Below are 13,078 nucleotides of genomic sequence, written 5' to 3'. Positions count from 1 at the left end.
TGCCGCCAGAGCGATCGCTTAGGGGAAGGCCTTCGTACATCTGTCGTAGCGAGTTGGCACGCGCCTCCGAGCCCTCAGCCTGCCGAACATGATTTCAATGCGGTTGCGGCGTTTGTATCGTCGCTTGTCGTATCGGACGGCTTTTTTGCGTTGCTTTCGACCTGGGATGTAGGCGCGTATCCCTTTGTATTTCAATGCTTCTCGGAGCCAGTGGGCGTCATAGCTGCGATCTGAGAGCAGCCAATCGACGTCTGGCAGACTGCTCAGCATGGCCCTCCATCATCCGGGCGAAGACGCCCTTCTCGCTCTACCGTTTCCAGCGGTTGTACAGCGTCGTGTGGACCGTAGGCAGAGGGTGTGTCGCGCCAGTGTAAGTCATTGCGGTTGATGCACATAATCCCACTCAATCCGCGCCGGTCACCAACCAGTAGTTTACCGAGTGATTTGGGAGAAAAGGGTTCAGGTCGGCCCATCTGCGCGCTGTTCAACCAGAAAAGATCGGACATGTTGACCGCTCGTTTTGAACGCCGTCAACTACGAGGTTAAACGGGAATCAATGGGGCTTGACCCTAGTGTGCTAAGAAAGAAGGAAGCGCGTTGAATGCTGGTGCGGTATGTTCAACCCAATACCGGCGCTATGTGTTCTGGTTGATGCTAGATAGAGCGCGCTATTGTTCGCTTATGTAAGAGGTCAGTGGGCCAAGAACACTGGCACTTCGGATTGTTCAAGCATGTTCCGAGTCGCACCGCCCAGAATGGCCTCGCGAAAGCGCGAGTGCCCGTAGGCGCCCATTACGATCATGTCGGCCTCGGTATCGGCAGCGTGACGATTAAGAATATCCGAAACGCGTGTCATGGTTTTGCTCAGCACATCAATCTCGCATTTCACGCCGTGCCGCGCCAACATTTGAGACAACAGCCCACCCGGGTCCGAGCGATCGGGCCCATGACGTGGCGGGTCAATGACGACAATCCGTGTAAGCTCGGCCTGCTTCAGGAAGGGAAGGGCGCAGCGGATGGCGCGCATCGCTTCGATGCTTTCATTCCAGCCTACCATTATGGTTTTGGGTGAGGAGATCGGCTCAATTTCGTCCGGTACCAGTAATACCGGAGCGTGGCCCTCGAACATGGCGGCCTCAACAATCGGTTCGGCCTCGGCGTCGCGATCCTTTCCGTATGGGCGCGGCAATATCACTAGATCTGAAAAACGCGCGCGGCGGGCGACGTGTCGGCCAATATCGGCAATCTGTGCTACCCCATTTTCAGCCGACCAACGCACCCCCGATTTGCCAAGATAGTCCTGAGCAAATTTGAGGATTTCATCCGCCTCGGCGTTTGCGCGACTCAGGGTTTCCTGCAGGATCAGTGCATTGGCCCCGGCGTAGTAATATCCGGTCTGACTGCGGTCGACCCCAAGGCACAGCGCTTCGGCATGGGCGTCTTGCCCGTCGGCCAAGGCGATCATCTGTGCCAGAGCCGTTTGGGAAATCTTGGTTTCTGTCATGACCGTAAGCAGGGATTTATATGCCATGTCGACCTCATTATTCCGACGCTCCTTAATGCGGAACGTGTGTTTGTCTCTGGAAAATACCTCTCACAGAAAACAGGGGGTTGTCTTGACACAGATCAAAGCAGCACAATTGGCATCACTGCATTACGACACGCAGTCAAAAGGGTTCCGTGTGGCATGAAGAATCGCGCGGGGCATGGCAAAGGGACGCAATATGTCAAATTACATCAAGCTGATCGTGCTTGGGCTGGTTGTGCTGTTCGCAGCCATTGGGTCCAATTATGCACGGGATTTGGCGTATCAGGTGCACGCAATTCTGGTGATGATCATCGCTGCCGGATTGTTCATTTGGACGCTTAGAAACACCGATGAGCCAGATATTCTTGTAGATCGCTCGGCGGAATATATGGATGGCGTGATCCGCTATGGCGTGATCGCAACCGCCTTTTGGGGTGTGGTCGGGTTCCTTGCGGGGACATTCATTGCGTTCCAGCTGGCCTTTCCGTCGCTGAACTTCGAATGGGCGCAAGGGTATATGAACTTTGGACGTTTGCGGCCATTACACACGTCGGCGGTTATCTTCGCCTTTGGTGGTAACGCGCTGATCGCAACCTCGTTCTATGTCGTACAGCGCACAAGTGCCGCTCGTCTGTGGGGCGGAAACCTGGCCTGGTTCGTGTTCTGGGGCTATCAGCTGTTTATCGTTCTGGCGGCGACCGGTTACCTGCTGGGTGGAACCCAGTCGAAAGAATATGCGGAACCTGAATGGTATGTCGACCTATGGCTGACCGTTGTCTGGGTTGCTTATCTGGCTGTCTATCTGGGCACGATCATCAAACGGAAAGAACCCCACATCTACGTGGCCAACTGGTTCTATCTGGCATTCATCGTGACCGTCGCCATGCTGCATCTGGTCAATAACATGACCATTCCAGTCAGCATCTGGGGTTCGAAATCGGTCATTGTCTGGTCAGGTGTCCAAGACGCCATGATCCAATGGTGGTATGGCCACAACGCCGTGGGCTTCTTCCTGACCGCAGGCTTCCTGGGCATGATGTACTACTTCATCCCGAAACAAGCCGAGCGTCCGGTGTTCAGCTACAAACTGTCGATCATCCACTTCTGGGCGCTGATCTTCCTGTATATCTGGGCCGGTCCGCACCACCTGCACTATACCGCGCTGCCGGATTGGGCCTCGACGCTGGGCATGGTTTTCTCGGTGATCCTGTGGATGCCTTCTTGGGGTGGCATGATCAACGGTCTGATGACCCTGTCCGGCGCATGGGACAAGCTGCGTACAGACCCTGTGATCCGGATGATGGTCATCTCAGTCGGCTTCTACGGCATGTCCACTTTCGAAGGTCCGATGATGTCGATCCGCGCTGTGAACAGCCTGTCTCACTACACCGACTGGACTATTGGTCACGTGCACTCGGGTGCGCTGGGCTGGAACGGAATGATTACCTTCGGTGCGCTGTACTATCTGGTGCCCGTCCTGTGGAAACGGGACCGCCTGTATTCGCTGCAGATGGTCAGCTGGCATTTCTGGCTCGCCACAATCGGTATCGTGCTCTACGCCGCGTCGATGTGGGTCACTGGTATCATGGAAGGTCTGATGTGGCGTGAAGTGGATGCCAACGGCTTCCTGGTGAATTCGTTTGCTGACACCGTGGCTGCCAAGTTCCCAATGTACGTTGTACGTGGTTTGGGTGGCGTGATGTTCCTCGCTGGCTCGCTGATCATGTGCTACAACCTGTGGATGACTGTGCGGAAGGCACCGGCCAAAGAGGCCAGCCTGACCGTTGCGGTCCCGGCTGAATAAGGAGGGCCGGTGCAATGGCAATTCTCGACAAACACAAGATCCTCGAGACCAACGCGACCCTCCTGCTGATCTTCAGCTTCTTGGTCGTAACCATCGGTGGCATCGTTCAAATCGCGCCTCTGTTCTATCTTGAGAACACCATCGAGAAGGTGGAGGGCATGCGCCCTTACACCCCTCTGGAATTGGCTGGGCGTGACATCTACATCCGCGAAGGTTGCTATGTCTGCCACAGCCAAATGATCCGCCCGATGCGGGACGAGGTCGAACGCTATGGCCACTATTCTCTGGCGGCCGAGTCGATGTATGACCATCCGTTCCAGTGGGGATCGAAGCGTACCGGACCTGATCTGGCACGTGTCGGCGGCCGATACTCGGATCAATGGCAAGTCGATCACCTGCGTGATCCGCAGTCGGTGGTCCCGGAATCGGTGATGCCCAAGTATGGTTATCTCGAGCGTCGCAAGATCGACGGTAAGTACATCGGTGATGTCATGGCCGCGAACGCAATGGTCGGCACGCCTTACACTGATGAGATGCTGGAGAACGCGCTGGCAGACTTCCGTGCTCAGGCGGATCCGGACAGCGACTACGACGGTCTTTTGGAGCGCTATGGTGACAAGGTGAACGTGCGCAACTTTGATGGTCAGCCCGAACTGACGGAAACTGACGCGTTGGTCGCCTATCTGCAGATGCTGGGTACATTGGTCGACTTCTCGACGTTTACGCCAGATGCAAGCCGCTAAGGAGGGATAAGATGGAAGAATACACTCTCCTAAGACAGTTTGCGGATAGCTGGATGCTGTTGCTGCTGTTTACGTTCTTTCTGGGCATCGTAATCTGGGTTTTCCGCCCCGGTGCCAGCAAGGAATACAAGGACACGGCCAATATCCCGTTCCGACATGTGGATGCCCCTGCACCTCAGCAAGACAAACCCGCCACATCCAAGGAGGCGCGGCAATGAGCAAAACACCTGAAAAACAGCCGGGCGATCCGAATACCACAGGTCACAGCTGGGACGGTATCGAAGAGTTCGACAACCCGATGCCGCGTTGGTGGCTGTGGACGTTCTATGCGACCATTCTCTGGGGCGTGATCTATACGATCATGTATCCAGCGTGGCCTCTGGTTCAATCGGCAACCGCCGGTGTATTGGGCTGGTCTTCGCGCGAGCTGGTGCAGCAGGAAATGGTCGCTTTTGAAGAAGCGAACGCGCCGTGGAATGCCAAGCTGGTGGAGACACCGCTGGAACAGATTTCGGCGGATGCAGAGCTTCAGCAATACGCTGTGAACTCTGGCGGTGCCGTGTTCCGGACCTGGTGCGCACAGTGCCATGGCTCGGGTGCGCAAGGCGCGCCGGGCTTCCCGAACCTGCTGGATGACGCCTGGCTGTGGGGTGGTACGCTCGAAGATATCGAGTACACCATCGCCCATGGTATCCGGAACGAGGAAAGCGACGATGCGCGCTATTCTGAGATGCCGGCCTTTGGTGAGATCCTCGAGCAAGACGAGATCACTCAGGTAGTCCAATATGTCATGTCTCTGACAAATGCGCAGGCCGACGATGCGGCGGCGCAGGCAGGCAAGGTTGTGTTCGAGGACAACTGTGCATCGTGCCACGGCGAGGATGGCAAAGGCGACGTCACGCAAGGTGCACCAAACCTGACGGATGCGATCTGGCTTTATGGTGGCAGTGAAGAGGCTCTGACTGAAACGGTCACCTACAGCCGCTTTGGTGTGATGCCCCCATGGGAAAATCGTTTAACTGACGCGCAAATCCGCGCCGTTACGTCCTATGTCCACCAGTTGGGTGGTGGTCAGTAGAGGCTAAAAGAACACCTCCGGGCGGTTTTCCGCCCGAAGGCTGAGGCACCGGCTGTTCAATCTGTTCGCGCGTTTCCAGAACAGCCGGTGCCGATTTTCCAAACAATAGGGCCGCGTCAGGCTGCGGTCTAGTGTGGGGATCTAAGACGACATCAGAGGTTGTTCAGATCCACCCCGCGCGGGCTTTCTCTCCACCAATGACTCTCGGGCAGCCACCGGCGCTTACGGAGACCCGGCTTAGGAACCTCTCGAATGTGCGGAGCGTCGATGCGGGTCGCGTTCATGAAAGATCGGGCAAATACAGTCAGCATGGCTTGCCTCCTATGTGGCGTTGTTTCTGCCGAATAGATTGACCTTTGACGCCGAAAATGCGACTCAATAACCTTTCCAACATGTAAGTATGGATTACATATGGATTGGCTCAAACTTCCTCCACTTGCCGCGCTGCGCGCTTTTGCTGCCTTTGCTGAGAAGCGCAATGTTGTCGAAGCCGGGGCCGCGCTGAACGTCAGTCATGCCGCCATTAGCCAGCAGTTGCGCGTGCTGGAAAAGTATCTTGGCGCAGCCCTGTTGGATCGCAGCGGCAAAGCCTTGACGCTGACAGCGGACGGAGAGCATCTTGCCCGCGCCTTGCAACTTGGTTTTGGTGCGATCGAGGCTGCGGTCGGCGATCTGGCAAGATCCGGCCTGGATCGCCCAGTTCATGTATCACTGACATCCTCTTTCGCGGCCTCATGGCTGATGCCACGCCTTCCGGCGTTTCGCGAATCCCACCCCGAGGTGAATCTGATCCTCGACCCGTCCGCCGAAGTGGTTGAATTGCGCCCAGGCGGAGTGGACATTGCGATCCGCTACGGCCCCGGAGGCTGGTCGGGGGTTCATTCAGAAATGCTGTTGCAATCGCCGGTGGTGATTGTCGCCGCTCCGAAACTTCTGGGGGGCAAGACGTCATTGACCCCGTCGGAGCTGGCCCAGCTGCCGTGGTTGGAAGAGGTTGGTACCACCGAGGCAACGTCTTGGCTTGCCGAGCACGGCGTCGGTCCAGAACGCGGTGCAGGTCGGACTCAGTTGCCTGGCAATCTGGTTCTGGAAGGATTGCGCGCCGGGCAGGGGGTCACGGTGACCGTGCGACATTTCGTCGAGCAAGACATCAAAGCTGGGCGCATTGTGGAACTCTACGCTGAGCCCGATGCGCGCGGATACCATATTGTGACGGCAAATTCGGCACTTAGGCCTGCTGTCAGAACTTTTGCTGGCTGGCTTAGACGTCAGGCACGTGAAACGTGATAAAAGGTATCTGTACGATGCGCGTTTTGACCCATGTCAAAGTCCCTATGCTTGTGATCTGGAAGAACGCACACTCAGAAGAGCCAGTCCCGGAGCCAGCCTGTGAGCGATTCCAACCCGACCCCTAGCCTTTACGCCGCCAGAGAACCAATTTTCCCAAGACGGGTATCCGGTCCATTCCGGAACCTTAAGTGGATCATTATGGCGGTGACACTGGGCATCTACTATGTAACGCCGTGGATCAGATGGGATCGAGGGCCAAGCCTTCCTGATCAGGCTGTTTTACTGGATCTGGCGAACCGACGTTTTTATTTCTTCTGGATCGAAATCTGGCCGCACGAATTCTATTTCGTTGCGGGGCTTTTGATCATGGCAGGATTGGGGTTGTTTCTTTTTACCTCAGCGCTGGGCCGGGTTTGGTGCGGATATGCTTGCCCTCAGACTGTGTGGACCGACCTCTATATTCTTGTTGAACGTTGGATCGAAGGCGACCGCAATGCGCGTCTGCGCCTGCATCGCCAAAAGAAGCTGGATTTCCGCAAAGCGCGCCTGCGACTGACCAAATGGGTAGTTTGGTTCTTTATCGGGCTGGCAACCGGTGGCGCGTGGGTGTTCTATTTTGCGGATGCGCCAACGCTGGCGCGTGATCTGGTCACCGGCAATGCGCATCCCGTCGCTTACACGACAATGCTGATCCTGACAGGTACAACCTTCTTCTTTGGAGGCTTCGCGCGCGAACAAATCTGTATCTATGCCTGCCCATGGCCACGCATTCAGGCCGCGATGATGGACGAGGATACCCTGGTCGTCGGCTACCGTGAATGGCGGGGTGAACCGCGTGGCAAGGGCAAACGCACTGCTGACAGCGAGCTGGGCGATTGCATCGATTGTATGGCTTGCGTCAATGTCTGTCCGGTAGGGATCGATATCCGCGACGGTCAGCAGCTGGAATGCATCACCTGCGCGCTTTGCATCGATGCCTGCGACGATATGATGGCCAAGATCGGCAAGCCTCGTGGCCTGATCGATTATATGGCGCTGAGTGACGAAACGCGTGAACGCGAAGGTCATCCGCCCAAGAATGTGTGGAAACACATCCTGCGTCCGCGCACGATCCTTTATACCTCTTTGTGGTCGCTGGTTGGTTTTGCCTTGCTCTTCGCCCTGTTCATCCGGTCGGACATCGACTTGACTGTGGCTCCGGTACGGAACCCGACTTTCGTAACCCTTTCCGATGGTACGATCCGCAATACCTATGACGTACGCCTGCGTAACAAGCATGGCGAGGAACGGGCTTTTAAATTGTCGCTTGCCGGTGATCCGTCGCTGCAGATCGAAATTGAGGGCGTCGAAGGTGACACTGTAAATGTCACGGCAGATACGGCACAATTAACGCGCGTTTATATTACAGCAGTGAAAGACGCCGGGCCCGCAGCGGTTGACAGCACATCGGTTCGCATCTGGGTCGAAGATCTGGAAAGCGGTGAGCGCGCATACAAAGACACCACGTTCAACGGACGAGGAAACTGACAATGGCAGAGCGTCAATTCACTGGCAAACACGCGCTTGCGATATTCGTCGCGGCCTTTGGCGTGATCATCGCGGTAAACCTCGTCCTCGCCTATAGCGCGGTAAAGACGTTCCCGGGTTTGGAAGTCAAGAACTCCTACGTTGCCAGCCAGGAGTTCAACGAACGCTTGCAGGAACAGCAGGCGCTGGGCTGGGATATCAAGGCTGAGTTGACCGGTGGTTTGCTGGTATTGCGCATCACCGATCAGACTGGTTCACCAGTTGAGGTGGCAGAATTGCAAGCCGTCGTCGGGCGCGCCACCCACGTCAAAGATGACTTCTCACCTGACTTCACCTTTGACGGCATCACCTATGCCGCCCCAGCTGCGCTGGGTAAAGGTAACTGGAACATTCGCCTTGTGGCCAAAGCGAAAGATGGTGCCGAGTTTGCGCAACGCGTGCCGCTTTATGTGAAGGGTTAGAGGGATGACAGCGCAAGTCACCCCAGCTCGGGCAGCTTGTCCCGGTTGTGTCGCGACCGCGGCGGAACCGGCCCGGCCAGTCCCCGAGGACGTGCAAATCGCGCTGTCGCTGCCGGGTATCCATTGCTCGGCCTGTATCTCCACTGTCGAGCGCGAGTTGAATGCTCATCCCGGTGTGGAGGGTGCGAGGGTCAATCTGACGCTGAAACGCGCGATGATTAAAGCGAAACCCGATACACGTGCGGTTGATCTGATACCAGTGCTGGAACGTGCCGGTTTTGAAGCACACGAACTGGATCCGGGTGCCCTGTCGGCTACGCAATCGGATAAAGCCGGGCGCGATCTTCTGATGCGGCTCGCGGTTGCGGGTTTTGCCTCGATGAATGTGATGCTGTTGTCGGTTTCGGTCTGGTCTGGTGCCACCGATGCGACGCGCGACATGTTCCACTGGATTTCTGCCGCGATTGCGCTGCCTGCAATTGCATTTTCGGCCCAACCCTTCTTTGCCAACGCCTGGAGCGCCCTGCGCGTGCGCCGGTTGAATATGGATGTGCCGATTGTTCTGGCGATCCTGCTGGCGCTGATCACGTCGCTCTGGGAAACCGCGCTCAGCGGTGAACACGCTTATTTCGATGCGGCTTTGACCCTGACGTTCTTCCTGCTTGCGGGCCGGTATCTGGACTATCGTACCCGTGCTGCGGCACGTTCGGCCGCCGAAGAACTGACCGCGCTTGAGGTTCCGCGCGCCATCCGGCTTACGGATGGGGCCGAAGAGGAAGTGGCTGTCGCCAGCCTAAGCGTGGGCGATCTGATTTTGGTGCGCCCCGGCGGGCGTATGCCCGTGGATGGCGAAATCATCTCGGGCCAGTCCGAGTTGGACCGGTCGTTGCTGACTGGGGAAACCCTCCCGGTCTTTGCCGAGGTCGGGCTGAACGTCAGCGCTGGAGAGGTTAACCTGACCGGCCCTCTGACCATTCGTGCGACGGCAGTGGGCGAGGATACCTCGCTGCACCGTATGGCCGATCTGGTGGCCATCGCTGAATCGGGCCGGTCACGCTATACCTCGCTGGCGGACAAGGCGGCCAAGCTTTATGCGCCGGGGGTGCATATCTTGTCGGCGCTCAGCTTTCTGGGCTGGTATATCTATTCCGGCGATATTCGCACCGCGCTGAACATCGCAGCGGCGGTTTTGATCATCACGTGCCCCTGCGCATTGGGGCTGGCGGTGCCAGCAGTAACCACAGCGGCCTCGGGCCGGTTATTTCGCAACGGGATGCTGATCAAACACGCCACCGCCCTTGAACGCCTTGCCGAGGTGGACACGGTGGTGTTCGACAAGACCGGTACGCTCACTTCAGGGGCGCCCGAGCTGACCAATCTCGGCGATCATTCCCGCGCTGATCTGGAAGTCGCGCTGGCATTGGCTGAGGCCTCTTCCCATCCGCTGTCGATTGCTCTTGCAAAGGCGGCGCGTGGGGCCGGGATAAAGCCTGCGACATTGCGTGATGTGGTTGAGCTGCCGGGCTATGGCACCGAAGGCATGTATCATGAACAGCGCGTCCGGCTGGGTCGTGCAGCCTGGGTCGGAGGCAAAGATTGTGAGCAGACCGCAGCTTGGCTGGCGATAGGGTCGCAAACCCCCTCACGATTTACATTTACGGACAGCCTGCGCGCGGGTGCCGCCGAAGCCATCGCCGCGTTTCGGAAGGCGGGAAAAGACGTCATCCTGATATCCGGCGACACGCACCCCGCAGTTCAGGCCTTGGCTGACAAGCTTGGCATCCAGAACTGGATTGCCCAAGCCTTGCCTCAGGACAAAGCCACCAAGGTGCAGGAACTGAGTGATCAGGGTCGACATGTTCTGATGGTCGGCGACGGTTTGAACGATACGGGCGCACTGGCGGCAGCGCATGTATCGATCTCTCCTGCCTGCGCCTTGGATGCCGCGCGGGTGGCGTCGGATATCGTGCTTCTGGGCAACGATCTGTCCCCGATTGCCGAGGCCTGCGAAACTGCCGTCAAGTCGACGCGCCGGATTCGCGAGAACTTTCGCATTGCCACTGTCTATAACGTGATCGCTGTCCCGCTGGCCGTCGCCGGATTGGCAACCCCTCTGATCGCGGCCTTGGCGATGTCGACCTCGTCGATTACGGTGTCACTGAACGCCTTGCGTCTGAGGTAACCCCGATGGAAGTGCTTGCTTATCTGATCCCGATTTCGCTGCTTTTGGGCGCAGTTGGTCTTATCGCCTTTGTCTACACCGTGCGCTCGAACCAGTATGAAGATCCCGAAGGTGATGCGCGTCGCATCCTCAGCGACGAATGGGATGACAAGCCCAAGCCCTGACGCGGTGCCAACAGCCCTTGAAATTGCCGCAATGCCCGGCTATGTCCGGCCCATCCGCAAGCAGAGAGATTGTAGCCTCATGGCAACCACAAACCCGATCCAGTTCATTCAGCAGGTCCGAGCCGAAGTTGCAAAGGTCGTCTGGCCGACCCGTCGAGAGGTGCTGTTGACCACGGTCATGGTGTTCATCATGGCAGCGCTGACTGCTGTGTTTTTCGCACTGGTCGATCTGGGCATTCGTGGTGGTCTGCAACTGGTCCTGGGCGCGTTCAGCTAAGCCCGTTCGGGGCGGTTGGAAACGCCATTGCCCCTTGCACAGCGCGCCGTGTCAGAGTAGGTGACACGGAACTATTCGGAATGGGCGTGCGGCGATTCGAGCTGCGCGCCGCTTTTTATTCCGGGTGACGTGATAGAATTTCAATGACGGTGCTTCGCCTGGTTCGAACGCGCCAAAGGCAAACAAGGACGACAGGTTCATGGCGAAACGGTGGTACTCGGTCAGCGTTCTTTCGAATTTCGAAAAGAAGATCGCAGAGCAGATCCGCACGTCGGTGGCTGAACAGGGCCTTGAGGACGATATCGACGAAGTTCTGGTGCCCACCGAAGAGGTGATCGAAGTGCGCCGGGGCAAGAAGGTTACCACCGAACGCCGGTTCATGCCCGGCTACGTGTTGGTGCATATGGAAATGTCGGATCAGGGCTATCATCTGGTCAACTCGATTAACCGTGTCACCGGATTCCTGGGCCCGCAGGGCCGCCCGATGCCGATGCGCGATGCCGAGGTGAACCAGATCCTCAACCGCGTTCAGGAAGGCGAAGAAGCGCCCAAGCTGATGATCACCTTTGAGGTTGGCGAGAAGGTTAAGGTCAACGACGGCCCGTTCGAGGATTTCGACGGCATGGTCGAAGGTGTGGACGACGAAGCCCAAAAGCTGAAAGTCTCGGTCTCGATCTTTGGCCGCGAAACCCCGGTCGAGCTGGACTTCACACAGGTTACCAAGCAGAGCTGATTGGTTTCTTTGAACCACTGGATGGGGTGCCTTATCGGCACCCTTTTTTGCGTTTACAGGCCACTCACCTGCCAAACGGTTTGATCTTCGCCAAACCCCTTAAGTGACACGGTCCCGACCGGTTCGCAGAGTTTCGGCAAAAACGCTGCGGCGGTTTCGGATAGGACGTGATCACAATTCAGTTCTGTCGCCGCCGACACAAGTCTGGCTGTTAAATTGACATCGGGGCCGATGGCCGTGAAGTCCAGCCGATCACCGCCACCTATATTGCCATAGTGGAAACGACCGTGATGGATTGCAGTCCGTACGCCAAGCTTGTGCTGGAAGTCGGCATTGGTCAGCGACGCCAAACCCTCGCGGACTGCTGTAATGGCGGCTGTGATCTGTGTGCTCGGGGTAAGGTCCGAGTTGGTTGGGAAGATGGCAAAAAAGCCGTCGCCCATGAATTTCAGAATCTCTCCTCCGTGATCCATTACCGAAGGAACAAGGCAGTCAAAGCTGTCATTCAGCAGCCTAACCAGTGCATCGCCCGATACAGAATTTGAAAGATGTGTGAATCCCTTGAGGTCAGCAAACAGAATAACGGCATCGATTGTGCTGCCATCACCGCGATGCACCTTGCCATCGAGTATCTGCGCGCCGCTGTTACGGCCAACATAGGTCGACAGCAGGTAAGTCGCGTCGAGCCGCAGCATATATGTCTCGGTCAGGCGCGCGAGCGGACCGCGAACCCGGTTCAGGACTGCCAGATCTCGCTCTGAAAACCCTCCGGGTGTAGCACTTGACCAAGTGCAGACATGGGTATCGCCATTGAGGTAGATCAGCGGCTGCGCCAGGTAGTCCGTGAATCCCTGCTCGCGCAGTTCGCTGACGATAATGTAGTCCTGGGGGCAGTTTGGATCTTCCAGATGGCGACGGATGGATTGCTGGCGCTCGATCACGTGCGGCAAGGGGTTATCGGTATAAATAGCCGTAGTAAACAGTTGTGACGGCGCATCGACTCTGTCGACACCAGCGCCCGCTTTCCACAGGAAACGCCGGCCCATCAGATTGGGGTGCAGCGTCCAAATGAACAAACCGAACCGATCAATGGCCACATCAGCGTCCAGCAAACGCGTGCAGATACCCTCAATAATCTCGACCGCATTTCCAGCTGGTCGGGCTCCGTCAACCATCCACTCGATCAGTGCATCAACTTTGTTCTGTTGCTGGTTCGCTTCGGATGCTGGGGGCGACATAAGCCTCTCGCGATAGAATGCTGGGTCAGGTTCGTTCCGCGTTAGATAAAATT

General features: G+C 57.1%; 14 protein-coding genes and 1 pseudogene. 11 read left to right on the top strand and 4 right to left on the bottom strand.

Annotated elements, in window-relative coordinates; all coding sequences use genetic code 11:
• Positions 1–18: 18 nt before the first annotated feature.
• Together ACRZ91_RS11970 and ACRZ91_RS11965 are read right to left on the bottom strand one after the other, a co-directional pair.
• Positions 19–506 (bottom strand): annotated as a pseudogene (locus ACRZ91_RS11970) (transposase).
• Positions 507–691: 185 nt separating this feature from the next.
• The gene (locus ACRZ91_RS11965) at positions 692–1,531 is read right to left on the bottom strand and encodes a universal stress protein (RefSeq protein WP_170545068.1); all 840 of its coding nucleotides are present in this window, start codon (positions 1,529–1,531) and stop codon (positions 692–694) included.
• A gap of 193 nt (positions 1,532–1,724) precedes the next feature.
• Between ACRZ91_RS11965 and ccoN the strand changes: the two genes are divergently transcribed.
• From ccoN to ccoP, 4 genes are read left to right on the top strand one after another with little or no spacing between them, the layout of a single operon-like run.
• Positions 1,725–3,332 carry a cytochrome-c oxidase, cbb3-type subunit I gene (ccoN, locus tag ACRZ91_RS11960; protein WP_010440957.1) on the top strand — a complete coding sequence of 536 codons (1,608 nt, stop codon included), beginning with the start codon at positions 1,725–1,727 and terminating at the stop codon, positions 3,330–3,332.
• A 14-nt stretch (positions 3,333–3,346) separates the two neighbouring features.
• Complete coding sequence (gene ccoO / locus ACRZ91_RS11955) at positions 3,347–4,075, top strand: cytochrome-c oxidase, cbb3-type subunit II (RefSeq protein WP_170476112.1); 729 nt, start codon at positions 3,347–3,349, stop codon at positions 4,073–4,075.
• 11 nt (positions 4,076–4,086) lie between these two features.
• Positions 4,087–4,293 carry a CcoQ/FixQ family Cbb3-type cytochrome c oxidase assembly chaperone gene (locus ACRZ91_RS11950; RefSeq protein ID WP_010440962.1) on the top strand — a complete coding sequence of 69 codons (207 nt, stop codon included), beginning with the start codon at positions 4,087–4,089 and terminating at the stop codon, positions 4,291–4,293.
• Entirely contained in the window at positions 4,290–5,153 is an 864-nt protein-coding gene (gene ccoP / locus ACRZ91_RS11945; RefSeq protein ID WP_480905580.1) for a cytochrome-c oxidase, cbb3-type subunit III, read from the top strand. The genes ACRZ91_RS11950 and ccoP overlap by 4 nt, the downstream gene beginning before the upstream one ends.
• Positions 5,154–5,305: 152 nt before the next feature.
• On the opposite strand, the gene ACRZ91_RS11940 is transcribed toward ccoP, so the two are convergent.
• Positions 5,306–5,464 (bottom strand): hypothetical protein, encoded by a 159-nt coding sequence (locus ACRZ91_RS11940; RefSeq protein WP_170476108.1) that lies wholly within the window; start codon positions 5,462–5,464, stop codon positions 5,306–5,308.
• Between the two features lie 100 nt (positions 5,465–5,564).
• Between ACRZ91_RS11940 and ACRZ91_RS11935 the strand changes: the two genes are divergently transcribed.
• The 7 genes from ACRZ91_RS11935 to nusG all read left to right on the top strand — a co-directional run bounded on the left by ACRZ91_RS11935 (position 5,565) and on the right by nusG (position 11,787).
• Positions 5,565–6,440: a LysR family transcriptional regulator gene (locus ACRZ91_RS11935; protein WP_480905576.1), complete on the top strand. Its 876-nt coding sequence runs from the start codon at positions 5,565–5,567 to the stop codon at positions 6,438–6,440.
• Between the two features lie 102 nt (positions 6,441–6,542).
• Entirely contained in the window at positions 6,543–7,970 is a 1,428-nt protein-coding gene (ccoG, locus tag ACRZ91_RS11930) for a cytochrome c oxidase accessory protein CcoG (RefSeq protein ID WP_480905573.1), read from the top strand.
• Positions 7,971–7,972: 2 nt separating this feature from the next.
• Positions 7,973–8,431, top strand: a complete 459-nt coding sequence (locus tag ACRZ91_RS11925) for a FixH family protein (RefSeq protein WP_260023223.1) — start codon at positions 7,973–7,975, stop codon at positions 8,429–8,431.
• Between the two features lie 4 nt (positions 8,432–8,435).
• Entirely contained in the window at positions 8,436–10,613 is a 2,178-nt protein-coding gene (locus tag ACRZ91_RS11920; protein WP_480905570.1) for a heavy metal translocating P-type ATPase, read from the top strand.
• A 5-nt stretch (positions 10,614–10,618) separates the two neighbouring features.
• Positions 10,619–10,777: a cbb3-type cytochrome oxidase assembly protein CcoS gene (gene ccoS / locus ACRZ91_RS11915; RefSeq protein WP_170476097.1), complete on the top strand. Its 159-nt coding sequence runs from the start codon at positions 10,619–10,621 to the stop codon at positions 10,775–10,777.
• A gap of 79 nt (positions 10,778–10,856) precedes the next feature.
• On the top strand, positions 10,857–11,054 hold the full coding sequence (secE, locus tag ACRZ91_RS11910; RefSeq protein WP_010440974.1) for a preprotein translocase subunit SecE: 198 nt from the start codon (positions 10,857–10,859) through the stop codon (positions 11,052–11,054).
• Positions 11,055–11,253: 199 nt separating this feature from the next.
• On the top strand, positions 11,254–11,787 hold the full coding sequence (nusG, locus tag ACRZ91_RS11905; RefSeq protein ID WP_010440977.1) for a transcription termination/antitermination protein NusG: 534 nt from the start codon (positions 11,254–11,256) through the stop codon (positions 11,785–11,787).
• A gap of 53 nt (positions 11,788–11,840) precedes the next feature.
• On the opposite strand, the gene ACRZ91_RS11900 is transcribed toward nusG, so the two are convergent.
• Positions 11,841–13,025, bottom strand: coding sequence for an adenylate/guanylate cyclase domain-containing protein (locus ACRZ91_RS11900; RefSeq protein ID WP_480654155.1), 1,185 nt, complete (start codon positions 13,023–13,025; stop codon positions 11,841–11,843).
• Between the last annotated feature and the right edge of the window lie 53 nt (positions 13,026–13,078).

The sequence above is a fragment of the Ruegeria sp. O11 genome (genome assembly GCF_056535285.1).
This window is presented reverse-complemented; position numbering and strand designations above follow the sequence as displayed.

What these genes read in the sequence shown, in the direction of transcription:
- ACRZ91_RS11965 (WP_170545068.1), bottom strand. Translation starts at nt 1,531, where the DNA reads ATGGCATATAAATCCCTGCTTACGGTCATGACAGAAACCAAGATTTCC.
- ccoN (WP_010440957.1), top strand. Translation starts at nt 1,725, where the DNA reads ATGTCAAATTACATCAAGCTGATCGTGCTTGGGCTGGTTGTGCTGTTC.
- ccoO (WP_170476112.1), top strand. Translation starts at nt 3,347, where the DNA reads ATGGCAATTCTCGACAAACACAAGATCCTCGAGACCAACGCGACCCTC.
- ACRZ91_RS11950 (WP_010440962.1), top strand. Translation starts at nt 4,087, where the DNA reads ATGGAAGAATACACTCTCCTAAGACAGTTTGCGGATAGCTGGATGCTG.
- ccoP (WP_480905580.1), top strand. Translation starts at nt 4,290, where the DNA reads ATGAGCAAAACACCTGAAAAACAGCCGGGCGATCCGAATACCACAGGT.
- ACRZ91_RS11940 (WP_170476108.1), bottom strand. Translation starts at nt 5,464, where the DNA reads ATGCTGACTGTATTTGCCCGATCTTTCATGAACGCGACCCGCATCGAC.
- ACRZ91_RS11935 (WP_480905576.1), top strand. Translation starts at nt 5,565, where the DNA reads ATGGATTGGCTCAAACTTCCTCCACTTGCCGCGCTGCGCGCTTTTGCT.
- ACRZ91_RS11925 (WP_260023223.1), top strand. Translation starts at nt 7,973, where the DNA reads ATGGCAGAGCGTCAATTCACTGGCAAACACGCGCTTGCGATATTCGTC.
- ACRZ91_RS11920 (WP_480905570.1), top strand. Translation starts at nt 8,436, where the DNA reads ATGACAGCGCAAGTCACCCCAGCTCGGGCAGCTTGTCCCGGTTGTGTC.
- ccoS (WP_170476097.1), top strand. Translation starts at nt 10,619, where the DNA reads ATGGAAGTGCTTGCTTATCTGATCCCGATTTCGCTGCTTTTGGGCGCA.
- secE (WP_010440974.1), top strand. Translation starts at nt 10,857, where the DNA reads ATGGCAACCACAAACCCGATCCAGTTCATTCAGCAGGTCCGAGCCGAA.
- nusG (WP_010440977.1), top strand. Translation starts at nt 11,254, where the DNA reads ATGGCGAAACGGTGGTACTCGGTCAGCGTTCTTTCGAATTTCGAAAAG.
- ACRZ91_RS11900 (WP_480654155.1), bottom strand. Translation starts at nt 13,025, where the DNA reads ATGTCGCCCCCAGCATCCGAAGCGAACCAGCAACAGAACAAAGTTGAT.